General features: G+C 74.2%; 22 protein-coding genes and 1 tRNA gene. 13 read left to right on the top strand and 10 right to left on the bottom strand.

Features of this window, described 5'->3' with window-relative positions; translation table 11 throughout:
* Window positions 1-4: 4 nt before the first annotated feature.
* Complete coding sequence (locus tag KYT88_RS06355; RefSeq protein WP_043587526.1) at window positions 5-880, top strand: class I SAM-dependent methyltransferase; 876 nt, start codon at window positions 5-7, stop codon at window positions 878-880.
* Window positions 881-940: 60 nt separating this feature from the next.
* Complete coding sequence (locus KYT88_RS06350) at window positions 941-2701, top strand: DEAD/DEAH box helicase (RefSeq protein ID WP_043587529.1); 1761 nt, start codon at window positions 941-943, stop codon at window positions 2699-2701.
* 92 nt (window positions 2702-2793) lie between these two features.
* On the opposite strand, the gene KYT88_RS06345 is transcribed toward KYT88_RS06350, so the two are convergent.
* The gene (locus KYT88_RS06345; protein ID WP_043587530.1) at window positions 2794-2988 is read right to left on the bottom strand and encodes a hypothetical protein; all 195 of its coding nucleotides are present in this window, start codon (window positions 2986-2988) and stop codon (window positions 2794-2796) included.
* A 171-nt stretch (window positions 2989-3159) separates the two neighbouring features.
* Here KYT88_RS06345 and KYT88_RS06340 point away from each other — a divergent pair, with 171 nt between their 5' ends.
* Both KYT88_RS06340 and KYT88_RS06335 read left to right on the top strand, forming a co-directional pair.
* Window positions 3160-3726, top strand: coding sequence for a GNAT family N-acetyltransferase (locus KYT88_RS06340; RefSeq protein ID WP_043587531.1), 567 nt, complete (start codon window positions 3160-3162; stop codon window positions 3724-3726).
* The gene (locus KYT88_RS06335) at window positions 3723-4580 is read left to right on the top strand and encodes an alpha/beta fold hydrolase (RefSeq protein WP_081840979.1); all 858 of its coding nucleotides are present in this window, start codon (window positions 3723-3725) and stop codon (window positions 4578-4580) included. The genes KYT88_RS06340 and KYT88_RS06335 overlap by 4 nt, the downstream gene beginning before the upstream one ends.
* 10 nt (window positions 4581-4590) lie before the next feature.
* Here KYT88_RS06335 and KYT88_RS06330 read toward each other — a convergent pair whose 3' ends face one another.
* A complete protein-coding gene (locus tag KYT88_RS06330) occupies window positions 4591-5907 on the bottom strand; it encodes a carboxylesterase family protein (protein ID WP_043587533.1) in 1317 nt (438 codons plus the stop codon).
* Between the two features lie 77 nt (window positions 5908-5984).
* On the opposite strand from KYT88_RS06330, the gene KYT88_RS06325 reads away from it, so the two are divergent.
* Entirely contained in the window at window positions 5985-6611 is a 627-nt protein-coding gene (locus KYT88_RS06325) for a TetR/AcrR family transcriptional regulator (RefSeq protein ID WP_043587535.1), read from the top strand.
* On the opposite strand, the gene KYT88_RS06320 is transcribed toward KYT88_RS06325, so the two are convergent.
* On the bottom strand, window positions 6608-7045 hold the full coding sequence (locus KYT88_RS06320) for an arsenate-mycothiol transferase ArsC (RefSeq protein ID WP_043587538.1): 438 nt from the start codon (window positions 7043-7045) through the stop codon (window positions 6608-6610). The genes KYT88_RS06325 and KYT88_RS06320 overlap by 4 nt on opposite strands.
* A 109-nt stretch (window positions 7046-7154) precedes the next feature.
* Between KYT88_RS06320 and cmtR the strand changes: the two genes are divergently transcribed.
* Both cmtR and KYT88_RS06310 read left to right on the top strand, forming a co-directional pair.
* Entirely contained in the window at window positions 7155-7508 is a 354-nt protein-coding gene (gene cmtR, locus KYT88_RS06315; RefSeq protein ID WP_043587541.1) for a Cd(II)/Pb(II)-sensing metalloregulatory transcriptional regulator CmtR, read from the top strand.
* Window positions 7505-8191 carry a cation efflux transmembrane domain-containing protein gene (locus KYT88_RS06310; protein ID WP_043587543.1) on the top strand — a complete coding sequence of 229 codons (687 nt, stop codon included), beginning with the start codon at window positions 7505-7507 and terminating at the stop codon, window positions 8189-8191. Before cmtR ends, KYT88_RS06310 begins: the two co-directional genes overlap by 4 nt.
* A gap of 45 nt (window positions 8192-8236) precedes the next feature.
* Here KYT88_RS06310 and KYT88_RS06305 read toward each other — a convergent pair whose 3' ends face one another.
* Entirely contained in the window at window positions 8237-11647 is a 3411-nt protein-coding gene (locus KYT88_RS06305) for a sialate O-acetylesterase (protein ID WP_237583813.1), read from the bottom strand.
* A gap of 315 nt (window positions 11648-11962) precedes the next feature.
* Here KYT88_RS06305 and KYT88_RS06300 point away from each other — a divergent pair, with 315 nt between their 5' ends.
* A complete protein-coding gene (locus KYT88_RS06300) occupies window positions 11963-12466 on the top strand; it encodes a DUF3817 domain-containing protein (protein WP_237583812.1) in 504 nt (167 codons plus the stop codon).
* Between the two features lie 10 nt (window positions 12467-12476).
* Here KYT88_RS06300 and KYT88_RS06295 read toward each other — a convergent pair whose 3' ends face one another.
* From KYT88_RS06295 to KYT88_RS06280, 4 genes are all read right to left on the bottom strand, one after another.
* A complete protein-coding gene (locus KYT88_RS06295; protein WP_043587975.1) occupies window positions 12477-13139 on the bottom strand; it encodes a YitT family protein in 663 nt (220 codons plus the stop codon).
* Window positions 13140-13267: 128 nt separating this feature from the next.
* Window positions 13268-13789, bottom strand: a complete 522-nt coding sequence (locus KYT88_RS06290; protein WP_043587547.1) for a hypothetical protein — start codon at window positions 13787-13789, stop codon at window positions 13268-13270.
* A gap of 52 nt (window positions 13790-13841) precedes the next feature.
* Window positions 13842-14435, bottom strand: coding sequence for a hypothetical protein (locus KYT88_RS06285; RefSeq protein ID WP_043587549.1), 594 nt, complete (start codon window positions 14433-14435; stop codon window positions 13842-13844).
* Window positions 14436-14600: 165 nt separating this feature from the next.
* Window positions 14601-15509 (bottom strand): siderophore-interacting protein, encoded by a 909-nt coding sequence (locus KYT88_RS06280; protein WP_043587551.1) that lies wholly within the window; start codon window positions 15507-15509, stop codon window positions 14601-14603.
* A 103-nt stretch (window positions 15510-15612) separates the two neighbouring features.
* On the opposite strand from KYT88_RS06280, the gene lipB reads away from it, so the two are divergent.
* The 5 genes from lipB (at window position 15613) to KYT88_RS06255 (ending at window position 20506) form a co-directional block, all read left to right on the top strand.
* Window positions 15613-16314: a lipoyl(octanoyl) transferase LipB gene (gene lipB, locus KYT88_RS06275; RefSeq protein ID WP_043587553.1), complete on the top strand. Its 702-nt coding sequence runs from the start codon at window positions 15613-15615 to the stop codon at window positions 16312-16314.
* Window positions 16311-17303: a lipoyl synthase gene (gene lipA / locus KYT88_RS06270; protein ID WP_182480755.1), complete on the top strand. Its 993-nt coding sequence runs from the start codon at window positions 16311-16313 to the stop codon at window positions 17301-17303. Before lipB ends, lipA begins: the two co-directional genes overlap by 4 nt.
* A gap of 128 nt (window positions 17304-17431) precedes the next feature.
* Entirely contained in the window at window positions 17432-18004 is a 573-nt protein-coding gene (locus KYT88_RS06265; protein ID WP_043587556.1) for a PadR family transcriptional regulator, read from the top strand.
* Window positions 18001-19722: an ABC1 kinase family protein gene (locus KYT88_RS06260; protein WP_043587558.1), complete on the top strand. Its 1722-nt coding sequence runs from the start codon at window positions 18001-18003 to the stop codon at window positions 19720-19722. Before KYT88_RS06265 ends, KYT88_RS06260 begins: the two co-directional genes overlap by 4 nt.
* Window positions 19723-19840: 118 nt before the next feature.
* Window positions 19841-20506, top strand: coding sequence for a peroxiredoxin-like family protein (locus KYT88_RS06255; RefSeq protein ID WP_043587559.1), 666 nt, complete (start codon window positions 19841-19843; stop codon window positions 20504-20506).
* Window positions 20507-20584: 78 nt separating this feature from the next.
* Here the strand turns inward: KYT88_RS06255 and KYT88_RS06250 are convergent.
* Window positions 20585-20658, bottom strand: a tRNA-Met gene (locus KYT88_RS06250).
* A 156-nt stretch (window positions 20659-20814) separates the two neighbouring features.
* Complete coding sequence (locus KYT88_RS06245) at window positions 20815-23766, bottom strand: UPF0182 family membrane protein (RefSeq protein WP_182480747.1); 2952 nt, start codon at window positions 23764-23766, stop codon at window positions 20815-20817.
* Between the last annotated feature and the right edge of the window lie 79 nt (window positions 23767-23845).

Raw genomic sequence — 23845 nt, 5'->3', positions numbered from 1 at the left:
ACCCATGACGCACCCGCACCCGCATCCGCACCATGCCGTCGGCCACGGCGCCGCCGCCCCCTCGCTCGCCCGCATGCTCGACCTCGACGCCCGGATCCTGCACGGCCACCAGCGCGAGCTCACCGCCTGGGTCCGCCGCCTCGCCCGCGACACCGCCGGCCGCGTCGTCGTCGACCTGGGCGCGGGGACCGGCACCGGCACGGTCGCGCTCGCGCGGCGCTTCGACCGGGCGGACGTGCACGCCGTCGACGCGAGCGCCGCCATGCTGGCCCGCGTCGCCGAGCGCGCGGTCGTCGACGGGCTCGCCGACCGGATCCGCACCGTCCACGCCGACCTCGACGCGGGCTGGCCCGCGCTGCCGCCCGCCGACCTCGTGTGGGCGTCGCTCATGCTGCACGAGGTCGCCGACCCGGCGCGGCTCCTCGCGCGCGTCCACGACGGCCTCGCGCCGGGCGGCCTGCTCGCCGTCGTCGAGATGGACGGCCCGCGGCGCTTCCTGCCCGACCGCCTCGATCCCGCGCTCGGCCGCCCTGGCCTCGCCGACCGCCTCGACGACGCCGTCACGCACGGCGGAACGCGCGGCCCGTCGCACCCGGACTGGGCGCCGTGGCTGCGCGACGCGGGCCTCCTCGACGTCGCGACGCGCACCTTCCCCATCGACCCCGACCCGGCGGATCCGATCGCCGCGGCCGCGACCCTCCCCTACGCCCGCGCGTGGCTGGCCCGCGTCCGCGACCGGTCGGCCGACCGCCTCGACGCCGACGACCGCGCCGCCCTCGACGCGCTCCTCGACGACGGCGGCCCGCACGCCCTGGCGAGGATCCCCGGCCTCGCCCTCCGCGGCACCCGCACGGCCTACGTCGGGCGCCGGCCGCGCTGACCGTCCGCCGATCCGCGCGGGGTGGGGCCCGAGGCACCCCCGACCCCCTACCGTTGAGGCATGAGCACTGACGACACCGCATCCACCCCCGACGCGGACGCCGCCCCCCGCACGACCTTCAGCGACCTCGGTCTCTCCGACCAGGTGCTCAAGGCACTCAAGGACGTGGGCTACGAGACGCCCTCCGCGATCCAGGCGGCCACGATCCCCTCCCTCCTCTCCGGCCGCGACGTCCTCGGCGTCGCCCAGACCGGCACCGGCAAGACGGCCGCGTTCGCGCTGCCGATCCTCTCCAACCTCGACGTGTCCCAGAAGACCCCGCAGGCCCTCGTGCTCGCGCCCACCCGCGAGCTCGCCCTCCAGGTGTGCGAGGCGTTCGAGCGCTACGCGTCGGGCATGCGCGGCGTGCACGTGCTGCCCGTCTACGGCGGCCAGGGCTACGGCGTGCAGCTGTCCGCGCTCCGCCGCGGCGTGCACGTGGTCGTCGGCACCCCCGGCCGGATCATGGACCACCTCGACAAGGGCACGCTCGACCTCTCGCAGCTGAAGTTCCTCGTGCTCGACGAGGCCGACGAGATGCTCAAGATGGGCTTCGCCGAGGACGTGGAGACGATCCTCGCGGACACCCCGAAGTCGAAGCAGATCGCGCTGTTCTCGGCGACCATGCCCGCGCAGATCCGCCGCATCTCGGGCAAGTACCTGCAGGACCCCGAGGAGATCACGGTCAAGAACAAGACCACGACCTCCGCGAACACCACGCAGCGGTACCTGATGGTGTCCTACCCGCAGAAGGTCGACGCCCTCACGCGCATCCTCGAGACCGAGAACTTCGAGGGCATGATCGTGTTCGTCCGCACGAAGAACGAGACGGAGACGCTCGCCGAGAAGCTCCGCGCCCGCGGCTACGCGGCGGCCGCCATCTCGGGCGACGTCGCGCAGGCGCAGCGCGAGCGCACGGTCGAGCAGCTGAAGTCCGGCAAGCTCGACATCCTCGTCGCCACCGACGTCGCGGCCCGCGGCCTCGACGTCGACCGGATCAGCCACGTCGTCAACTACGACATCCCCATCGACACCGAGTCGTACGTCCACCGCATCGGGCGCACGGGCCGCGCCGGCCGCAGCGGCGCCGCGATCAGCTTCGTCACGCCGCGCGAGCGCCGCCTCCTCACCGCCATCGAGAAGGCCACGCGCCAGCCGCTCACCGAGATGCGCATGCCGAGCGCCGAGGACGTCAACGTCACGCGCCTCTCCCGCTTCGACGACGCGATCACCGCGGCCCTCGCCGACCGCGAGCGCCTGGACGCGTTCCGCGACATCGTGGGCCACTACGTGAACCACCACGACGTCGTCGAGTCCGACGTGGCCGCCGCGCTCGCCATCGTGGCGCAGGGCGACACCCCGCTCCTCCTCTCGGCCGATGACCTCCGCCCGCCGCGCGTGGAGCGCGAGCGCCGCGACGACCGCCCGGGCCGCGACGGCGACGACCGCGGCGAGCGTCGCGCCCGTCCTGCGCGCGGCAGCGGCAACATGGCGACGTACCGCATCGACGTCGGCCGCCGCCACCGCGTCGAGCCACGCCAGATCGTCGGCGCGCTCGCCAACGAGGGCGGCTTCAGCCGCGAGGACTTCGGCCACATCGACATCCGCCCGGACTTCTCGCTCGTCGAGCTGCCGGCGGGTCTGCCGCAGGACCGGATCGACAAGCTCGCGAGCACGGTCATCAACGGCCGCCCGATCGACATCCGCCCCGACCGCGGCGGCCCGCGTGCCGCCGAGCGCGGTGCGGCCCCCGAGCGTCGCGGGCGGAAGCCGCGCGACTGATCCGCTGATCGCCCGACGGCCCGTCGCCTCTCCGGAGGCGGCGGGCCGTCGTCGCCTCGCATGTGGCGTGCGCACCTCGCTGCGCGTCGCTCTCAGCGGCGGGGCCTCCGGCGCTGGACGCGTCGCATGAGGACGTAGGCCAGCCCGATCCCCGTGGCCGCTACGCAGAGGGCCCGCCCTCGGATGTCCTCGAAGTCCGAGGTCGCGAGCAGGATCACCCCCGCGATCAGCAGCCCCATCGTGATCACGAGGGTCGTGGCGAACACGATGCGGTGTGGAGTCGTCATGTCGTCCGCGCTCCCGTCGTCGCCCGTCGGCCCAGCGCCGACGGAGGAGATGATGACGCAAGCCCGCGTCGCCGCGCCAGAACACGCCGCCCATCGCGCGCGCTGCCACGGCGTCGTGCAGCGACGCGGCCGCGACGGAGCGGTGATCTGGCCCTCCGATAGCGTGGCCCGATGGATCCCGTGACCCTCCGCACCCCGCGACTGACGCTCCGCCCGCCCGCGCTCGACGACGTCGACGCGATCACAGCCGCGTGCCAGGACCTGGCGATCCAGCGTTACGTGCCCGTCCCCGTGCCGTACGCGCGCGAAGACGCGGTCTCCTACGTCGCCGAGTTCTGCGCCGACGGCTGGGCCTCGGGCGAGCGCCTCACCTGGGCCGTGCTCGAGGGCGACGGGCTCGTGGGCACCGTGGGGCTGCACGCCATCGCGGACGGCGCGGCCGAGATCGGGTACTGGCTCGCGCCGGGCGCGCGCGGCCGCGGGATCATGCACGAGGCCGCGGCGGCGGTCGTCGACCACGGGTTCGACGCAGCGACGGGGCTCGGCCTCGCCCGGATCGGCTGGCGCGCGTACGCCGGGAACATCGGATCCGCCACCGTCGCCCGCGCGCTCGGCTTCCGCTTCGAGGGGATCGCCCGACTCGGCGCGATGGGCCGCGAGGGTCGCCAGGACGACTGGCTGGCCGGGCTCCTCGCGACCGACGACCGGACACCTCTGCCGTGGCCGGTGCTCGCGTGAGGGACGGCCTCCTCGGGCGCGACGTCACGGTCACGACCGCCGACGGCCGCCGTCTCCACTCGATGGTCGCGGGCGATGGCGACGGCGACGACCTCGTGGTGCTGGAGGCGGGACTCGGCGGCAGCGGGCTCACCTGGGGGCTCGTGCACGGGATCCTCGCGCGCACCCACCGCGTCGTCGCGTACGACCGCGCCGGGCTCGGTGACAGCGACCCGGATCCCGCGCCCCGCGACCTCGACCGGCTCGCCGACGACCTGGAGGCGGTGATCGCCGCGTTCCCGCATCGCCGTCTCGTGCTCGCCGGGCACAGCTGGGGCGGTCCGATCGTGCGCGTGGTCGCGGCGCGGCGGATCGCGCAGGGGCTCGCGACGGCGGGCGTCGTGCTGGTGGATCCGAGCGACGAGCGCGCCCGCGCCTACGCCTCCCCCGCGGCGCGCGTCGGATTCGGCGCACAGGCGGCCCTGCTCGTCCCGCTCGCGCGGCTCGGGCTCCTGCGGCGGCTGCACCGGATCGCGCTCGCAGGCCTCCGGGAGCCGCTCCTCGCGGCGGCCACCGACGCCGCCGGCTCGGTGCGAGCGGCCCGCGCGACCGCCGCGGAGCAGCGGCACCTGCTGCCCGGGCTCGAGGGGCTCGTCGGATCCGCCTCCCCGCTGCCCGGGATCCCCGTCCGCGTCATCTCGGGCACGACCGCTGGCCCGCTCACCCGCGGCCAGCGGCGCGACCTCGTGCGCTCCCACCGCGCGTCGGCGGCGGCCTTCGGACAGGGCGGGTGGATCCCGGCGCCGCGCTCCGAGCACATGGTGCCCGTGACGGACCCGGACCTGGTCGCCACGGCCATCCACGACCTGCTCTGAGGTCGGGAGCTCAGCCGGTCACGCGCCGCAGCTCGAGCACTCCCGGGATCAGCTGCCTGCTCGGGATCCGCCCGCGCGCGAAGTCGCCCCATACCTGCCGCACGCGGCGGGCGTCGCGCTGGATCCCGTCCCAGTCCGCGCCACCGAGGAGACCCGCGCCGCGCCACGCCTCCTCGTCGCCGAAGAGCAGCGGCAGGTCCACGGTGTGCGCGGCGCCGAACGGGCTGCCGGGCGCCGACCAGCGGATGACGTAGCGGTGGGCCGTGCCGCCGGCGCGCGCGTGACGGCGGGCGAAGCGGCGACCGGGGACGCCGTAGACGATCCCCGTCACCGCCGCGACGGCCGCGCGACGCACGAGCGGGCCGACCACCGCCAGCCGCGTGAGGCGCGCGAGCCACGGGATCCCCGGCAGGAACAACCGCGCCTCCTCGGCCGTGTTGCCGATGAGCACGTCCACTCCGGGCGCGGCGGCGTCCCAGGCCGCGTCGATCCCGGACTCGGGCGGCAGCGGCGCGTGCCCGTACTGCGTGCCGAACGGCATCGCGCCGAGCAGGCCGAACGGCGCGGCGGCGCGCTCGACCGCCGCCTGGCGCGCGAGCACCTCCTCCACGGGCATCTCGGCGGTGAGCCCGCGGGAGGCGCGCGCCATCGCGGAAGCCATGCGGCGCCGGCCCCGCGAGATGCCGAGCGGCGCGCTCTGGACGATCGCCCGCCGGACGAGCCCGGCCGCCTCGGGCACGGCCAGGAGGTGCGCGACCGCGTCGCCGCCCGCCGACTGCCCGAACGCGGTGACGCGGCCAGGATCCCCGCCGAACGCCCGGATGTTGCGCGCCACCCAGCGCAGCGCCTCCAGCTGGTCGAGGAGGCCGAGGTTCGCCGGCCGGTCGCGGCCGTCGCCGAGGTAGCCGAGGAGGCCGAGCCGGTAGGTGACCGTGACGACCACCACGCGCTGCTCGGCGACGAGGGCGGCCGGATCCATGATGGGCACGTCCCCCGCGCCCGAGACGTACGAGCCGCCGTGGATCCACACCATCACCGGCAGCGCGTCGTCCGGCCGCACGTCGCGCGGCATCGTGACGGAGACGCGCAGGCAGTCCTCGTCGACCGCGAGCCCCGCGAAGCTGCCGAGCACGGCGTCGAGCTCCTCCATGGGCGGCTGCGGGCACGCGGGCGCCCACGCGGTCGCGGCGCGTGGCTCCGTCCAGTCGGGGTGCGGGACCGGCGGCGCGAAGCGGACGGCGGTCGCGTACGGGATGCCGGTCGCGCGGACGACGTCGCCGTCCGCCCAGCCGACGACGGGGCCGCAGGGCGGCGAGAAGGCGCTCATCCGTTCGACGCTACCGTTCGGGAGGCGTTCGCCGGGAGGCCCGCGGGCACGACGGATCCCGGTGCTAGCGTGACGCCATGCCGCGCCTGATCGACCACGCCCGCCGCGAGGACGAGCTCGCCGAGGCGGTCTGGCGGGTCATCCGGCGCGACGGCGCGAGCGGGGTGTCGGTCCGCACGGTCGCCGCCGAGGCGGGCCTCTCGACCGGATCCCTGCGCCACAGCTTCCCCAGCCGCATCGACCTCGTCGCGCACGCCACCGGGCTCGTCGCCCGGCGCATCGACGGCCGCGTCCGGAGCCGCCGCACCGATCCGGACGCGCGGCGGCGGGCCGTGCGGATCCTCGCGGAGCACCTGCCGCTGGACGACGCGCGTCGGGCCGAGGCCGAGGTCTCGGCGGCGCTCCTCGCCGACGCGGCGTCCCACCCGCGACTGCGCGAGGTGCGCGCCGCCGCGCACGCGGCCGCGCGCGAGACGTGCCTGGAGCAGCTCGCCCAGCTCCGCGCGGCGGGCCTGCTCCGGCCCGACGCGGATCCCGAGGCCGAGGCCGACCACCTGCAGGCGCTGCTCGCGGGGCTCGCGCTGCAGCTGCTCGTGGAGGAGTCGGATCCGGCTCGCAGCGCCCGCGCGCTCCGCGTGCTCGAGCGGCACGTGGACGCGCTCGTCGCCCGACGCGTGGACCGGCACGCGCACGTCGGCGCCTAGCGCGCCGCCGTGTCGCCCGCGACGCCGCCGAGCCGGCCGCGCAGCTCCTCGACGCGCGCGCGGATGTCGTCGCGCACGAGCCGCATCCGCTCCATGCCGTCGATGCCGCGCTCAGACGGCTCGTCCGTGATCCACGTCTCGACCGCGACGTCCTGGTCGCCGTCCACGTGCGCCTCCGCCCCGAGCACCACCACGAGGTCGGCGGCGCGGACCATGTCTTCGGTGAGCGGCTTCGGCCGTTCGCCCTCGACGTCGATGCCCAGCTCGGCGAGTGACTCCACGGCCAGGGCGTTGAGCGAGGACCCCGGATCCGTGCCCGCCGACGTGACGGCCACTGCGTCGCCCGCCGCATGCCGCATGAGCGCGGCCGCGAGCTGGGACTTGCCGCCGTTGCGGGCGCAGACGAAGACGACGTGCGGGATGCGCTCGGCCATGGATCCTCCGGTCGGGACGTCGCCCGCGGGTGGGGCGTCCTCCTGATCCTGGCAGACCCTCGCCGCCCCGCCCTCGACGTCGGTACAGCGCTCGCTGTACCGTCGTCGCATGCCCGCACTCGCTCCGCGCCTCGACGTCATGACCCGGCTCGGCCGGGCGCTCGCGGATCCGACCCGGGCGCGGATCCTCATGGAGCTGCTCGACGGCCCCGCCTACCCCGCGCTCCTCGCCGAGACCCTCGGCCTCACGCGGCAGAACGTCTCCAACCACCTCGCCTGCCTGCGCGGCTGCGGCATCGTCCGCACGGTGCCCGAGGGGCGGAGCACGCGCTACGAGATCCAGGACGCGCGCATCGCCCGCGGCCTCGGCGCGCTCGTGGAGGTCGTGCTCGCGGTGGACGACGATCGGGCCTGTGCGGATCCGGCGCTCTGCGCCCCCGGCTGCTGTGGGGCGGACGCGTGAGCGGCCTCGCCTCCGCGCCGGGGCTAACGGTCGCGCGCCGCGACGTGCTGCGCCGCCGCATCCGCTGGATCGTCGCGGGCACCATCGCGTGGAACACGGTCGAGGCCGTGGTCGCCCTCTCGGCCGGCGCCCTCGCGTCGTCCACCGCGCTCGTGGCCTTCGGCCTCGACTCGATCGTGGAGGTGCTCGCCGCGTCCGCTGTCGCCTGGCAGTTCTCGGCGCCGGATCCGGAGGCGCGCGAGCGCACGACCCTCCGGCTGATCGCGGTGTCGTTCCTCGGGCTCGCGGCCTACGTGAGCGTGGACGCCGTGCTCGCGCTGGCAGGCGGATCCGAGGCGCGCCCGAGCACCACGGGCATCGTCCTCGCGGCTCTGAGCCTCGCCGTGATGCCGGCCCTGAGCCTGCTCGAGCGGCGCACCGGCACCGAGCTCGGCTCCGCGAGCGCGGTCGCCGACTCGCGGCAGACCCTCGTGTGCGCGTGGCTGTCGGCCGCGCTCCTCGTCGGGCTGCTGCTCGACGCCGGGCTCGGCTGGTGGTGGGCGGATCCCGTCGCAGGTCTCGCGATCGCCGCGTTCGCCGTCCGCGAGGGAGTCGAGGCCTGGCACGGCGACGCGTGCACCGTGCCCGTCGGCGCGCTCACGGGCGAGCGGGAGCACGATGCGCACGACGACGCCTGCCGCTGACATCGCACGGAGCGCGGCCGGGCATCGCACCCGGCCGCACCCCGCCTATCTCGACAGCTGGACGGCTCCCGTCGCCCGCTGGTAGGCGGCGAAGTACTTGTCGCCCATGGCCCTGGCGCCGGCCGCCGTGTAGTGGATCGAGTCCTCGGCCCTGCTGTAGCCCGCAGCTCCCGGGATGTACGACACGTTCGCCCGCAGCGCGGGCATGCCCTGCTGCGCGGTGTCGATGGCCTGGCGCAGCGACGAGACGTTCAGCCACTCGGGCACCATGCCGCCGATGAGGAACGGCACCGCGCCGTAGCGGGTGTTCAGCCGGTCGACGAGGTCGAGCAGCATCGACTGGTAGCCGGCGGCGTTCGTGCGGGTCGCGTCCGACTCGCCCTGGGCCCAGACGACCGCGACGAGCCGGTTGTCGGGATCCTGCGCGAGCGCGGCGTCGATCTGCCCGAGCGCGCGCGTGAACAGGTTGATGCGCGATCGCGTGTCGGCGGGGTTCCAGGCGTACGTGCCGTCGCCCGTCATCGACGTGGACGCCATCGCCGCGGGGACGAGGAGCACCTTCCGGCCCGGGCGGGCGTCGGCGAGCATGTGCCGGCCGAGCTCCATCCCGGGGCCGACGGCCTGCACGCCGCCGGAGGTCGTCCAGGTCGTCACGTGGCTGAGCGAGTCCTTGGCGGGCACGATCTGCCCGGCCTTGGCGCCGCTGCCGGCGAGCTGGTCGAGCCCGGGCACGCTGACGTCGATGGACGGATCCCAGCCGGTCCCGACGCCCTGCGCGTTCGACTGGCCGAGGATCACGACGACGTCGTAGCCCTCGCCGGTCGATGCGATCTGACGCGGCACGGAGGTGCGGGACGTCGGCGCGAAGCCGTCGGCCCTCCCGGTGACGGTCACGGTGACCTGCGATCCGGCGTCGCGCGGAGCCGGCACGTAGGTCGAAGCGGTGCGGCCGGGCACCACGACGCCGTTGCGCTGCCACACGTAGGAGAAGGCGGTGGCCTCGGGCGTCCACGCGGGAGTCTCGGCCGTGAGGGTGGATCCGACGCTCGCGTCTCCCGTGATGGTCGGGCTCGGCGCGTCCGTGAACGGCTGGTCGTCGGGCGACGGCGCGGGCTCGGCGGGCGGCAGGTCGAGGGCGTCGACCACGACCGCGGTCGGCTCGCTCGTCAGGCTCGTCGCCTTGTAGCCGGAGCGCGTGCCGGTGACCGTCACGGTGATCCGCGACCCGGCGTCCGCGCGGCGCACGGTGTACGTCGCGTCGGTCGCGCCGAGCACGGTGACGCCGTCGCGGGCCCACGCGTAGGTGTAGGCGGTGGCCTCCGGCGTCCACGCGGGCGTCTCGACCCGCAAGGGGCTGCCGGCGACGGGCGATCCCTGGATCACCGGCGCGGCCGTCGCCTCGAACGGCACGGACGGCGCGGGCGGCGGCGGGGTGACGGGCGTCGCCACGACGGCGACGCCGGGGCTCGTCACGGTCTGCGTGACGTACCCGGTCTTGGTGCCGGTGACGGCGACCGAGATGCTCGTGCCCACGTCGCTCGCGACGACCCGGTAGCTCGCGCCGGTCTGGTCGGGGATCGCGACGCCGTCGCGCAGCCACGCGTAGGAGAAGGACGGCCACGGCGACCACGTGCCGGACTTGGCGTTGAGCGTGTAGTCCACGCGGCCGAGGCCGGTGATGGACGGGGTGCCGACGGTCTCGAACGCGACGTCGGGGGCGGGCGTCGGGTCCGGCGTGGGCACGGTGGGCTCCGGCGTCGACTCGGGCAGGGGCACGAGGAGGCCGTCGCTCGGGATCGCCTGGGTGACGTAGCCGGTCTCCGTGCCGGTGACGATCACGGCGATGGTGGTGCCCTGGTCGCCCTCCTGCACGCGGTAGGTGACGGCGGTCTGGCCGTCGATGGCGACGCCGTCGCGGGTCCACTGGTAGGAGAAGGTCGGCCACGGCGTCCAGACCCCGGCGCGCGCGGACAGCGTGAAGCCGACGCGGGCGGTCCCGGCGATGGACGGGGTGGCGGCGGCCGAGAACGGCGCGTCCTCGGTCGGGGCGGTGGGCTCCGGGGTCGGGACGGGCGTCGTCGCGGTCGGCGTGGGCGTCGGCGTCGGCGTGCCCGGCGTCGCGGTCGGGGTGGGCGTCGGCGTGCTCGGCGTCGGGGTCGGCGCGGGCGTCGTCGGCGCCGGCGTGGGCGTCGGCGTCGGCGTGCTCGCGGCCGGGACCTGGAGCTCCGCGCTCGTCAGGGCCTGCGTCGCGTAGCCGGTCTTCGTGCCCGTCACGGTGACGCTGATGCGGGATCCCGCGTCCCCGGCCTGCACGCGGTAGGTCACGCCGGTCTGGCCGGCGATCACGACCCCGTCGCGGAGCCACGCGTAGGAGAACGTGGGCCACGGGGTCCACACCCCGGCGCGCGCGGACAGCGTGAAGCCCACGCGCGCGGTGCCGGCGATGGTGGGCGTCGCGGCGGCCGTGAAGGGCGCGGCGGCGGGCGTGGTCGGCGTCGGCGTGGGCGCGGTCGTGGGGGCGACCGTCGGGGTCGGCGTGGGCGTCGGGTCCTGCGTCGGCGCGACCGTCGGGGTCGGGGTCGGCGTGGGCGCCTGAGTCGGAGCGGCCGTCGGCGTCGGCGTCGGAGCCGTCGTCGGCGCGGCGGTCGGCGCGGCGGTGGGCGTCGCGCCCGGCACGCTCATCGCGTCGCTCGTCCGGGTCGTCGTCGAGTATCCGGTCTTGGTGCCGGTCACCGTCACGGCGAGCGCCGTGCCTCGATCCGCCTCGGTGACGCGGTAGGTGACGCCGGTCTGGCCGGCGATCAGCACGCCGTCGCGGGTCCACGAGTAGGAGAAGGTCGGCCACGGGGTCCAGGTGCCGGCGCGCGCGGTGAGCGTGAAGCCGACCTGCGGGGATCCGGAGATGGTGGGCGTCGGAGCAGCCGTGAACGACGCGACGACGGGCGTCGGCACGGCCGCGGTCGGCGCGCTGGTCTGGGTGGTCGTGTCGTAGCCGGAGCGACTGCCGGTCACGGCGACCGTGATGACGGATCCCGCGTCGGCTGCGCGCACCGTGTACGCGGTGCTCGTCTGCCCGCTCACGGGCACGCCGTCGACGAGCCACGCGTACGTGCTCGTCGTGGCGGTCGGCGTCCAGCGCGCGGTGGTGGCGAGCAGGCGCTGCCCGATGACGGCCTTGCCGGTGATGACGGGCGCGGGCGTCGCGGTGAACGGCGCCGCGGCCGCGGTGGCCTGCAGCAGCCGCATCATCGACGCGGTGGTCGGCGCGCCGTCGGTCGCGGCCGGCGACACGACGCTCGTGCTGGGCGCGACGACGCGCGCCAACGATGCCGCGGTGCCCGCCATCGCGGCCTCGGCCGGAGCCGCGGTCGGCTCGACGGCGACGAGCAGCGTCACCCCGAGGCTGAGCCCCGTGATGGCGGCGATGAGACGTGCGCGTGCGGATGCGCTGCGCATCCCCCGTGTCGAGGCACGGCGGACGGCAGAGTGGTGCTCCCCCAATTGATCCCCCCAGATCGTCGAGGCGAATTCCACCTCATGTGGAAATGGTTGCACATGGCCGCGGTGATGCGTGACACGTGTCCGGTGAGGACCTCGCGCACGCCCCGCTCACAGGGGATGCACATGCCCCTCGCATGGGCGCAGAGGCCCGCGCGCTGCTCGCCCGTGCCGGTCCGCGTCCCAGCTCCCGCCCGACGCGGCCCCGTACCCTGGCCCCGACCTGCCCCGCCCGTCGGATCCCCGGAGGATCCCCCTGCCCCGGAAGGCCCCATGACGAACGCCCCGCATCCCGACGCCGCCCCGCACGCCGAGCCCGGGGCCCGCCCTGCGGGGTCGCCCGTCTCCCCCGGCTCACCGGCTCCCGGCTTCGCCGCGCTCGTCCGCGGCACGCGCGACCGCTCCGACCGCCCGTCGCGCCTCGGACGACTGTTCGCCGTCGTCGCGATCGTCGAGGCGATCACGTGGACTGGCCTCCTCGTGGGCATGTTCCTCAAGTACGTGACGGAGACGACCGAGCTCGGCGTCTTCGTCTTCGGCCGCCTGCACGGGGCGGCGTTCGTGCTCTACGTGATCGTCACGGCCGTCGCCGCCATCCGCCTCCGGTGGGGGTGGAAGCCCGCGCTGCTCGCGGGCGTCGCGGCGATCCCGCCGCTCGCGACACTGCCGCTGGAGGTCGGGCTGCGTCGCCGCGGGTACCTGCGGCAGCCGGCTGACGCGGTCGACGGACGGGCGCACGCGGCGGCGGCGTCGGGCAGCGCCGCATCGCGCGGCTGAGCGCCGCGGATCAGATCCCGGTGTAGCGCCCCGGCCGGTGGTTGAGCGCGAGCACCAGGTTGAGGAGCACCGCGCCGAGCGCCGACATGACGACGCCGCCGACTGACACGACCGTGAGGCCCAGCAGGATCACGATCACGTCGAGGATCATCTGCGCGTACCCGGCCCGGAACCCGAAGCGCTCCTGCACGATGAGCGCGACGATGTTGAACCCGCCGAGGCTGGATCCGTGGCGGAAGACCACGAGCAGCCCGATCCCCACGAGCAGGTTCCCCGCGAGCACGCCGTAGATCGGCTGCAGCTCGAGCCCCGTGACCATCGCCGGGTGGAGGGTCGAGAACACCGACACGAGCGCGACCGAGATGGCCGTGCGGATCGTGAACCGCCACCCCTTCTTCCACACCGCGAGCGCGAAGAAGGGCGCGTTGACCACGAAGAACAGCACCCCGAACGGCAGCACGCCCGTGTAGCTCAGCAGCAGAGCGAGGCCCGCGGTGCCGCCCGTGACCGCGCCGGCGTCGCGCAGCAGGAACAGCCCGAACGACGCGACGAAGGTGCCGGTGAGGATCCCGAGCACGTCCTCCGCGACGGAGTGCGGGATCCCCGCGGTCGTCGGCCCGTCGGACGAGGGGGCGATCGGCGTGGGAAGGGGCTCGGACGCGGAAGCGGTCATGGCGGTCTCCGGGGTGGGGGGACGGGATCCGCGCGGGCGGTCGTGCCGCATCACGCGCAGGGAACAGCATGCCGGATCCGCGGGGCGCCGCCGTACGCGCCCCCGCGTCATGCCACCCGCGCCCGGGCTCAGAGGGGACCGACGAAGGGACCGACGTCGAAGTACCCGTGGCTGGTCTTCCCCTCGCGCCGGCCGACGAGCCTCTCCAGCGACCGGCGCTCCTCCGTGGTGAAGCTCTCCCATCGGCGCATCGAAGCCCGCACGAACCACGCGCGGGCCTCTTCCCACGCCTCCGGGGACGCGTCCCACTCGACATCCAGCACGGTCGTGACGACGTCGATGAGCGATCCCTGCGGCCACGGCTCGCTCGCCGACTCGGCGCTGCCGACCATCCACTGGTCCTCGCCTTCCCCGTAGCGGAACTCGTCCTCCGGGAGCATCAGGCGGTAGGCGTCGTCACGGAGCCAGAAGTCGTTCGTGTTGCGCCGCGCCATCACCCACGGGTGCGGGTACCCGGGCAACCGGATCCGACCGGCGATGCCGGACGGCAGCCACTCGTCGGACGGCGGGACGGCGGGGTTGCGGAGGTGGCAGAGGCGGGGCTCCGGCTCCGTCACGACGTGCGGGCGGCGGCGCCACGGGAAGATCATGCCGGCCTCCCGGCGACATGCGCCTCGGCGCACGTGCGGCGTGCCGCCGTCTTCACCGCCATCGCGCCGCTCGGGATGGCGAGGCGGCGAGCCGCTCTACACGCGAGGGATCGTGCAGCGGCTCGCCGTCATCGTCCACGAGCTGCCCGGGCGCCGAGCACGCGTCCAGCGGGGCGATGCGCCGGGCCCGGGGCGGGGCGGTCCTCGAACCGCCCATCACCGGGATCCGGAGCCGCGACGCCAGGGCGTGTGCGCCGCGCGCGAGCAGGCGGCGACGCGTGCTGCGGCGGACGGTGTCGACGACGTCGACCGCCACCTGCACCGCATCCGTCTGCCACTGCATGGACAGCGCCAGCGGGAAGGACAGCAGGTGCTCGCGCACGTCGGCGAGGTCGCGCAGGCCGCGGAATCCGCCGAGCAGCTCACGCGGGATCTCCCGCATGCGGTACGCCGACTGGTCCGGCCACTCCCGACGGCAGGAGGCGGCGTTCCCGACGGCGGTCTCGAGCGCGGTCACGTCGTCCGACAGCTCGTCGAGCTCCTCGGGCTCCGCGGTCCAGAGGGCCCAGCGGGCCCGCCACGGCAGGAGGCGGAACGACCCGCTCACCCACATGGACGACACGGTGCCGTCGTCGTCGATCCACATGGTGCGCTCTCCCGGGTCAGCGACATGCGCTGTCGTCGAGCGGGCCGGCCTCGGGCGGAGGACGCCTCGGGAGGCACGACCTCCGCGATCGTAGGGAGCGGGCGAGGAGTCGCGGGCGCAGATCGCACAGGCGGGCTCCTCTCCCCCGACGGCTCGGCGGCGTCGTCAGTCCGCGAAGATCGCCCCCACCGGCTCGCGCTTCTCCGCCTGGAAGCGGTCCTCCGCGCGGCCGAGCGCCCAGTAGGCCGAGAGCGAGAGGGCACGCCGGTCGAGGCCCCAGCCGTCCTGCAGGAGCGCGCGGATCTCCTTCATCGCGCCGCGCTCGCCGTGCGCGAAGACCTCGACCTCGCCGTCCGGCCGCTCGAGCGCGCGTACGGCGTCGACGAGGGGCGCGCCCGGCACGGCGTCGGCCGTGCGGGAGCGGTGGATCCAGCGCAGCTCGAGACCGGCCGGGTGCGCGAGCGGGAGCTCGTCGGCGGGACCCTCCACCTCGAGGAGCGCGACGCCCGTCGCGTCCGCGGGCATCGCGGCGAGCGCCGCGGCGATCGCCGGCACGGCCGAGTCGTCCCCGATCAGCAGCCGCGCGACCGAGGGGTCGTCGGCCGGCCGGAACAGGCCGCCGGGACCGCTCGCCGCGATCAGGTCCCCGGGCTGCGCGGTCGCCGCCCACGGCCCCGCGAGCCCCTCGTCGCCGTGCACCACGAAGTCGATCGCGCACGTGCCCACGGCCGGATCCGCGTGGCGCAGCGTGTAGGTGCGCACAGCGGGCAGCGCCTCGGGCGGCAGCGTGTCCCGGAGGGCGGGCAGGTCGAACGGCGGCACGAGGCCGGATCCCGGCTGAGGCAGCATCAGCTTCACGTAGGCGTCGGTCGCGGCGAGACGTTCGGGGACGGCCTGCTCCAGGAGGGCCCGCGTCCCCTCGCCGCCGAGGTGCACGCGGACGAGGTGCGGGCTGAGCCGCTCCGTGCGGGTCACCTCGAGGACGTGCTGGGCGCGCGCGGCGCGGACAGGACGGTCGGGGACGAGAGGGTCGGGCGAGGCGGGCAGGGCGGCGGGAGCGGCGGAGTCGGTCATCGAGGATCCATCCTCCGCTCCCCCGCGTCCCCGGGCAACGTCCCGTCGCGTCGCGCGCCGCCCGTGCCTCGGCGCCCGCTGGCCGTGCGCCTACACTGGCCGCGTGGTCGACATCGTCGTCACGGGGCTAAGCGCCAACTCCGTGCCGTACATCGAGGCCCTCGAGCGTCAGCGTGCCCTGCATGCCGACGTCGTCGCGGGCCGGGCGCAGGACACCGTCATCCTCCTCGAGCATCCCGGCGTGTACACCGCGGGGAGACGCACGGAGCCGGAGGACAGGCCGCGCGACGGCACGCCGGTCATCGACGTCGACCGCGGCGGACGCATCACCTGGCACGGGCCGGGGCAGCTCGTCGGCTACCCGATCGTCCGGCTGCCCGAGCCCCTCGACGTCGTGGCCCACGTGCGCCGCCTCGAGGACGCGCTCATCGCCCTCCTCGCCGACCTCGACGTCGCGTCGTGCCGCGTCGACGGCCGCTCCGGCGTCTGGATCCGCGGCGCAGCGCCCGACGGGAGCCGCCGCGACGAGAAGGTCGCCGCCATCGGCGTGCGCGTCGCCGAGCGCGTGACGATGCACGGCTTCGCCCTCAACTGCAGCAACGCGTTCGACGCCTACGACCGCATCGTGCCGTGCGGCATCCGCGACGCCGGCGTCACCTCGCTGAGCCGCGTCCTCGGCCGCACGGTCACGCCCGCCGACGTCGTCCCCCTCCTCCGCCCGCACCTCGTGCGGGCCCTCTCCTCGAACGGATCCGCCATGCCCTCGACCTCTCCCCTCTCCCCCGTCGCCGGAGCCCGCGCATGAGCGCCGCCGCCCCCGACGGCCGCCGCATGCTCCGCCTCGAGGTCCGGAACGCCGAGACGCCCATCGAGCGGAAGCCGGAGTGGATCAAGACGACGGCCCGGATGGGGCCCGAGTACCAGGCCCTCCAGCAGCTCGTGAAGACCGAGGACCTGCACACCGTCTGCCAGGAGGCGGCCTGCCCGAACATCTACGAGTGCTGGGAGGATCGGGAGGCGACGTTCCTCATCGGCGGATCGCAGTGCACGCGCCGCTGCGACTTCTGCCAGATCGACACCGGCAAGCCCGCCGACTACGACACCGACGAGCCCCGCCGCGTCGCCGACTCGGTGCGCCGCATGGGCCTGCGCTACGCGACCGTGACGGGAGTGGCGCGCGACGACCTTCCCGACGAGGGCGCGTGGCTGCACGCCGAGACCGTGCGGCGGATCCACGCCGACAACCCCGGCACGGGCGTCGAGATCCTCGCCACCGACTTCTCCGGGAACCCAGACCTGCTCGCCGAGGTCTTCTCCTCCCGTCCCGAGGTCTTCGCGCACAACGTGGAGACGGTGCCGCGCATCTTCAAGCGGATCCGCCCGGCGTTCCGATACGAGCGCTCGCTCGACGTGATCACCCAGGCGCGCGATGCCGGCCTCATCACCAAGTCGAACCTCATCCTCGGCATGGGCGAGACGCGCGAGGAGGTGTCGGAGGCGCTCGTCGACCTGAACGACGCGGGCTGCGACATCATCACGGTCACGCAGTACCTCCGCCCCTCGCCGCGGCACCTGCCCGTCGCGCGCTGGGTGCGGCCGGAGGAGTTCGTGGAGATCAAGGCGGAGGCCGAGGCGATCGGGTTCCTGGGCGTCCTGGCCGGCCCGCTCGTGCGCTCGTCGTACCGCGCGGGTCGCCTGTACGCGCAGTCGATGCGGGCCAAGGGCCGGGACCTGCCGGAGGCTCTCGCGCACCTCGCGGATCCGGCGAACGGCTTCGCGCAGGCCGTCGGCTGACCCCGGCGGCGCCTCCCCTCCTCGCGGACCTGTCGGCTCGCTGACGAACGGGCCGCTCCAGGGTCCGCGACCAGGTGCGCGGCCTATCGTCGGAGGCACCGCGCACGTCCCACAGCAAGGAGCTCGACATGGCCTCATCGTCCCCCACCTCAGGATCCGCGTTCGGCGACGCCGCCGACGGCGTGTGGCAGGCGATGGAGTCGCTCCGCGCGCGCTTCGACAAGCGCGACGGCGCCCCGACCGGGCACGGCACCGGCGCGCATGACGTCCGCCACGCGGTCCTCGCGCTGCTCGCGGAGGAGCCCATGCACGGCTACCGCATCATCCACGAGATCGAGGAGCGCACCGCGGGCGCCTGGACCCCGAACGCCGGAGCCGTCTACCCGACGCTCCAGCTCCTCGCCGACGAGGGCCTCATCGCCGCCGAGACCACCGACGGCCGCAAGGTCTGGGCGCTCACGGAGGCCGGCCGCTCGGCGGTCGGGCGCGACGGCATCACCGCGCCGTGGGCCGACGCCTCCGAGCACGGCCACGACGCGCACGACCGCCACGACCGCTCCGCGCTCCCGAAGGCCGGCCTCTCGCTCGCGCAGGCCGCGGCGCAGGTGCAGCGCACGGGCACCCCGGCCCAGGTCGCCGAGGCCGTGGCCGAGCTCGACACGGCCCGTCGCCGCCTCTACGCGATCCTCGCCCGGGAGTGACCGCGGCCACGGCCGGCGCCGTCCCCGGGGCGGAACCCGAGGCCGACGCCCCGGAGACGCGCGCCCGCTACCGCCGCATCCTCCGCTTCGCTGCGTGGAACCTCGCGGTCACGTGGTGGTACGAGCTGTTCCTCCCCCGCGTCGGTCTCCGTCGCATCGCCGACCGCACGCGCACCCGGCGCATGAAGCTCTTCGCCCGCCGCTTCCGCGTCCTCGCGGTCGAGCTCGGCGGGCTCATGATCAAGGTCGGGCAGTTCATGTCCTCGCGCCTCGACGTGCTGCCGCCCGAGATCACGGCCGAGCTCGAGGACCTGCAGGACGAGGTGCCCGCGGTCCCGTTCCCCGAGATCCGCGCGCTCGCCGAGCGCGAGCTGGGCATGCCGCTCGCCGAGGCCTTCGCGTGGGTCGACGAGACGCCCGTCGCCGCCGCGTCCCTCGGCCAGGCGCACCGCGCGATCCTCGGCCCGCTCGACTCCGCCGACACCGGCCTCACGGGCGCCGTCATCAAGGTGCAGCGGCCCGGCATCGACGACATCGTCCGGATCGACCTCGCCGCGCTCCGCCGCATCGGCGGCTGGCTCACGCACGTGCGCCTCGTGTCCGACCGCGTGGACGCGCCCGCGCTCGTCGAGGAGTTCGCCGAGACGAGCCTCGAGGAGATCGACTACCTGCACGAGGCCCGCAGCTCGGCGCGCTTCCAGGAGATGTTCGCCGCGGACGAGCGCGTGGCCGTGCCCGAGATCGTCTGGGAGCGCAGCACCCGCCGCGTGCTCACCCTCGAGGACGTCACGGCCATCAAGATCACCGACCACGCGGGGCTCCTCGCGGCCGGCATCGACCCCGTCGAGGTCGCGCCCGTGTTCGCCGCCGTGATGTTCGACCAGCTCTTCGCGGACGGCTTCTTCCACGCGGATCCGCACCCCGGCAACGTCTTCGTCACGCCCGTCACGGACGGCTCCGTCGCGCAGGGCTGGACCCTCACCTTCATCGACTTCGGGATGATGGGCGAGGTGCCCCCGAGCACCCGCAGGGGCCTCCGCAAGATGCTCATCGCCGCCGCCTCGCGCGACGGCAAGGGGCTCGTCGACGCAGCCCGCGACATCGGCGTGCTGCTGCCGTCCGCCGACACCACGCAGCTCGAGCTCGCCATGACGCGTCTGTTCGCGCGCTTCGGCGGCCTGGGCTTCGCCGAGCTGCGCGAAGTGGATCCGCGCGAGTTCCGCGCCTTCGCGAACGAGTTCCAGGAGGTGGTCCGCACGCTGCCGTTCCAGCTCCCGGACGACTTCCTGCTCATCATCCGGGCCATGTCGCTCACCTCGGGCGTCTGCAGCGCGCTGGATCCCGCGTTCAACCTCTGGGACTCCGTCGAGCCCTACGCGCAGCGCCTCATCCGCGAGGAGCGCGGCAACGTCGTGCGCGACCTCGGGACGCGCGTCTCGGACACCGCCGGCACGCTCGCCCGCCTCCCCGGCCGGCTCGACGCGCTGCTCACCCGCATCGACGACGGCGCCCTCCCCATCAGCGATCCCACGCTCGAGCGCCGCGTCGGCGCCCTCGAGCGCACCCTCCGCCGCGCGGTCTCGGCGCTGGTCTTCGGCGGCATCCTGGCGGGCGGCGTGCTCCTCCGCCCCGACGACGAGGTCCTCGGCACCGTGCTGCTCGTCGTCTCCGTCATCCCCCTCGCGCAGGCGCTCCTCCCGGGCCGCCGCGGTCGCTGAGCACCGCCGGGCCTGTCCGCTCGATGTCGGTCGTGACGCCGTGTGACGTGCCTCGGGCGGACCTCCGGGCGGGCCCGCCTACGGTGGCCGCACCGACCCGACGGACCGAGGAGACACAATGACCGACACGAGCATCCAGGCGCAGATCGCCGACTTCGACCGCGGCTTCGCCGAGCAGATCGGCCCGGACCTCTCCGAGGTCTTCGCCGCGGAGCAGCGGGCCCTCCGGGAGGGCGGCGTCCCGTCCGGCGCGGTCTCCCCGGGCGACGCGCTCCCCGCCGCGACCCTCGTGGATCCCGACGGCGCGGAGGTCGACCTGCACGCCGCCCTCGGCTCCGGTCCCGCGGTGGTCGTGCTCTACCGCGGCGCCTGGTGCCCCTACTGCAACCTCACCCTCCGCCAGTACCAGGCCGAGCTGCTGCCCGCCCTGCGCGAGCGCGGCGCGACCCTCGTCGCGGTCAGCCCGCAGACCCCCGACGGCAGCGCGCAGGCCGTCGCGGGCGGCGGGCTCGACTTCGCCGTGCTGTCGGATCCCTCCAACGCCTTCGTCCGCGCGCTCGGCCTCCTGACCGAGCCGACCCCCGAGGCCCGGGCGGCCCACGCGCAGCTCGGGTTCGACGTCGCGGACAGCAACGCGGACGGCACCGGCGACATCCCGTTCCCCACCGTGATCGTGGTGGACGCCGACCGCCGCGTGTCCTTCGCCGACGTGCACGTGGACTACACGACCCGAACCGAGGTGCCGGAGATCCTCGCCGCGGTCGACGCCCTCCTCGCGCGATAGCGGGCGCCTCGGGACGCGCCAGCTCGCGTCCGGGGAAAGCAGAAGGCCCGGTCTCCAGGAGACCGGGCCTTCATCTTGTTGCGGGGGCAGGATTTGAACCTACGACCTCTGGGTTATGAGCCCAGCGAGCTACCGAACTGCTCCACCCCGCGCTACGAGGAATACATTACCAGACCTCCGGGGTGCTCATGACCACGTGCGCGGCACCGACCGCACCCGACCGGCCCCGGTCCGCTGCCGACACGAGGACGGCCCCGGCAGCACCCGCATCGCGGGGCCGTCGGGGCCGTCCTGAGAGCAGCCGCTCGCTACTTCTGCTGGCTCAGCTCGTACGCGCGCTGCACGGCCTCGGTGAACCGCTGGTCCGCCTGCGCGGCGGCCACGAGGTCGCCGGACGCGTACGCGGCCTGCCGCTCCTGCAGCGCCGTGTTGGCCGCGTCGAGCGCCGCCTGCACGTCCTGCGCGGGAGCCGAGGGTGAGGTCGTCGGCGCGGGCGTGGGCGTGGATCCCGTGCCCCCGTCCGTCGCGCCGTCGGTGGCCCCGTCCCCCGTGCCGCCGTCGACGGGCGTCGTGGGCACGACGTCCTCGTCACCGGCCGTGGCTCCCGAGTCGCCCTCGAAGATGCTGTCGAGGGCCGCGTCCAGCGTGTCCTCGAACGCGATCTTGTCGCCGAACGCCACCAGCACCTTGCGGAGCAGCGGGTAGCTCGTGTCGCCCGTCGACCGGACGTACACGGGCTGCACGTAGAGCAGGCCGCCGCCGACCGGGAGGGTCAGCAGGTTGCCGCGCACCACGCTCGTGCGCCCGCCGCGTTCCAGCAGGTTGAGCTGGTTCGCCACGTTCGTGTCGGAGTTGAAGTTGTTCTGGATCTGCGTCGGCGCCGGGATGGTGTCGTCGTTCGGCAGCGTCAAGAGACGCAGCTTGCCGTAGTCGGCCGCCTTCTCCCCCGCCGTGCTGCCCGCATCCGAGTCGACCCCGAGGTAGCCCGTGAGCACGCTCCGGGACGTGTCCTGCGTGGCCGGTGGGATGAAGGTCGAGTACAGCGAGAACCGCGGTGCGTCCTGACCGGGCATCTGCATGGTCAGGTAGTACGGCGGCTGGAGGCTCGCCGGGGTGCCCGCCTCGGTGGTGGCGGTCGGGTCGTTCGGCGTGGTCCAGAGGTCCTGGTTCGAGTAGATCGAGCCGGGGTCCGTCACGTGGTACTTGCCGAGGACAGCGCGCTGCACCTTGAACATGTCCGCGGGGAAGCGCAGGTGGCTCATGAGCTCGCCCGAGATGTCCGCGATCGGCTTGAGGGTCGAGGGGAACACCTTCTGCCACGTCTTGAGGATCGGGTCGTCGGTGTCCCACGCGTAGAGCGTGACCTTGCCGTCGTACGCGTCGACCGTGGCCTTCACCGAGTTGCGGATGTAGTTGATCTGATCCGTCGGCACGAGCGGCTGCGTCTGCTGCGAGTCCGCGATGAGGCGGCTCATGTCCTGGCGCTGCGAGTACGGGTACTGGTCGCTCGTCGTGTAGCCGTCGACGATCCACACGACGCGGCCGTCGACGACGCTGGGGTACGGGTCCTTGTCGATGGTGAGGTACGGCGCGACCTTGCCGACGCGCTCCGCGGGGTCCCGGTCGTAGATGATCTGCGACTGGTCGTTGATCTGGTTGGCCAGGAAGATCTGCTCCGACTGGAACTTCAGCGCGTAGATGAGCCGCTTGAAGACGTTGTCGACCTTCGGACCGCCGTCGCCCTGGAACGTCGTGTACGTCTCGTCCGCGCCGTCGACGCCGGACGGGTAGTCCAGCTCGACCTTGTCGCCCGACTCGGGGCCGCCGACGATGGAGTAGTCGGGCGAGTTCTCGCCGAAGTACACGCGCGGCTCGAAGTCGCCCAGGTCACCCGAGGCGGGGATGCCCGACTCGAGGAACACGGGCTGGCCGTCGGACGTGCGCTGCGTGCCGTACGCCGCGACGAGCGAGTATCCGTGCGTGTAGACGAGGTGCTGGTTGACCCACGACGTGCCCGTGTTGGTGGGGCTCAGCTCGCGGACCGCGACCACGGTGTCCTGCACGCGACCGTCGATCTGGTACCGGTCGACGTCGAGGTTGTCGCCGAACTGGTAGTACTGCCGGAACTGCTGCAGCTGGCTGAAGGCGTCGCCCACGACCGCCGGATCGAGGATGCGGATGTTCGCGGTCGTCGCGGCGTCCTCGCGGAGCGCGCCCGGCGTGGTGTCCGTGGTCGCGTCGTAGGGGATCTCCTCGATGTCCGCGAGGCCGTAGGCCTGCCGCGTCGCCTCGATGTTGCGCTCGTAGTACTGCGACTCAAGCGCGCGCTCGTTGGGCTCCACCTGGAAGCGCTGCACGACGGCCGGATAGGCCGTGCCGATGAGGATGCTGGCCACGATGAGGCCGGCGGTGCCGATGATCGGGAGGCGCCAGCGGCCGATGGCCGCGGTGATGATGAAGAACACGGCGACGACGATGGCGATGCCCGCGAGGATCGTGCGGCCGGGGATGACCGCGTTCACGTCGGAGAACGCCGCACCGGTGAACAGGCCGCCGTTGGCCGTGTTGACCACGGACGAGTACTGGTCCAGCCAGATGCTCACGCCCTGCAGCAGGAAGTAGACGCCCGCGGTGATCGCGATCTGGATGCGCGAGCTCTTGGAGATGCGCACCTCGCGGCCCGTGAACCGCACGGCGCCGTAGAGGTAGCTCGTGGCGAGGACGCCGAGCATGGAGATGATGACGACGGCCGAGGCGAAGCCGACGACCGCGTGGTAGAAGGGCAGCTCGAACATGTAGAAGGACGTGTCCAGCTGGAACTGCGGGTCCACCGTGCCGGAGGGCGTGCGGTTCAGCCACAGCAGCGTGCGCTGCCAGCCGCTCGAGGCCGAGACGCCCGCGAAGAGGCCGAAGACCGCGGGGATCGCGAACATGGCGAGGCGGCGCAGCGGCTCGATGACCTGCTGGTAGCGGTCGAGCTGCGAGTTGAGCTTCGCGTAGACGGGCCGTGAGCGGTACGCGACCTGGATGCTGACGAAGACCGGGATCGCCATGGCGAGGAACCCGATGAAGAAGAGCGCGATGCCCGCGCCCCACTGCGTGAGCAGCACTCCCAGGTAGCCCAGCTGGTCGTACCAGAGGACGTCGGCGTAGAAGCCGGCGAAGATGAAGAACGCGATCACCAGCGCTGCGATGATGGCCGCGGTTATGGCGAGGGGGGCTCGGCTCCGTCTGGCGGGCCGGGCGGATGTGCTAGTCACAGATGTGCCTCAGAGTCGTAGGACAGCGGAGTCCTCATCCTAGGCGGGGCGGTTGCCAGGTACCTGCGAGCGATCAGGG

This window comes from Clavibacter sp. A6099, assembly GCF_021919125.1.
GTDB lineage: Bacteria > Actinomycetota > Actinomycetes > Actinomycetales > Microbacteriaceae > Clavibacter > Clavibacter seminis.
Note: the sequence above shows the minus strand (reverse complement) of the source record. Positions and strands in the feature narration are given on the sequence as shown.

Bases quoted from the DNA above. Each gene is read 5' to 3' on its own strand.
- cmtR (WP_043587541.1), top strand. From the start codon at position 7,155: ATGCCCGCACTCGCTCCGCGCCTCGACGTCATGACCCGGCTCGGCCGG.
- KYT88_RS06355 (WP_043587526.1), top strand. From the start codon at position 5: ATGACGCACCCGCACCCGCATCCGCACCATGCCGTCGGCCACGGCGCC.
- KYT88_RS06350 (WP_043587529.1), top strand. From the start codon at position 941: ATGAGCACTGACGACACCGCATCCACCCCCGACGCGGACGCCGCCCCC.
- KYT88_RS06280 (WP_043587551.1), bottom strand. From the start codon at position 15,509: ATGACCGACTCCGCCGCTCCCGCCGCCCTGCCCGCCTCGCCCGACCCT.
- KYT88_RS06330 (WP_043587533.1), bottom strand. From the start codon at position 5,907: ATGAGCGCCTTCTCGCCGCCCTGCGGCCCCGTCGTCGGCTGGGCGGAC.
- KYT88_RS06300 (WP_237583812.1), top strand. From the start codon at position 11,963: ATGACGAACGCCCCGCATCCCGACGCCGCCCCGCACGCCGAGCCCGGG.
- KYT88_RS06345 (WP_043587530.1), bottom strand. From the start codon at position 2,988: ATGACGACTCCACACCGCATCGTGTTCGCCACGACCCTCGTGATCACG.
- KYT88_RS06265 (WP_043587556.1), top strand. From the start codon at position 17,432: ATGGCCTCATCGTCCCCCACCTCAGGATCCGCGTTCGGCGACGCCGCC.
- KYT88_RS06340 (WP_043587531.1), top strand. From the start codon at position 3,160: ATGGATCCCGTGACCCTCCGCACCCCGCGACTGACGCTCCGCCCGCCC.
- KYT88_RS06305 (WP_237583813.1), bottom strand. From the start codon at position 11,647: ATGCGCAGCGCATCCGCACGCGCACGTCTCATCGCCGCCATCACGGGG.
- KYT88_RS06295 (WP_043587975.1), bottom strand. From the start codon at position 13,139: ATGACCGCTTCCGCGTCCGAGCCCCTTCCCACGCCGATCGCCCCCTCG.
- lipA (WP_182480755.1), top strand. From the start codon at position 16,311: ATGAGCGCCGCCGCCCCCGACGGCCGCCGCATGCTCCGCCTCGAGGTC.
- KYT88_RS06255 (WP_043587559.1), top strand. From the start codon at position 19,841: ATGACCGACACGAGCATCCAGGCGCAGATCGCCGACTTCGACCGCGGC.
- KYT88_RS06325 (WP_043587535.1), top strand. From the start codon at position 5,985: ATGCCGCGCCTGATCGACCACGCCCGCCGCGAGGACGAGCTCGCCGAG.
- KYT88_RS06320 (WP_043587538.1), bottom strand. From the start codon at position 7,045: ATGGCCGAGCGCATCCCGCACGTCGTCTTCGTCTGCGCCCGCAACGGC.
- KYT88_RS06285 (WP_043587549.1), bottom strand. From the start codon at position 14,435: ATGTGGATCGACGACGACGGCACCGTGTCGTCCATGTGGGTGAGCGGG.
- KYT88_RS06290 (WP_043587547.1), bottom strand. From the start codon at position 13,789: ATGATCTTCCCGTGGCGCCGCCGCCCGCACGTCGTGACGGAGCCGGAG.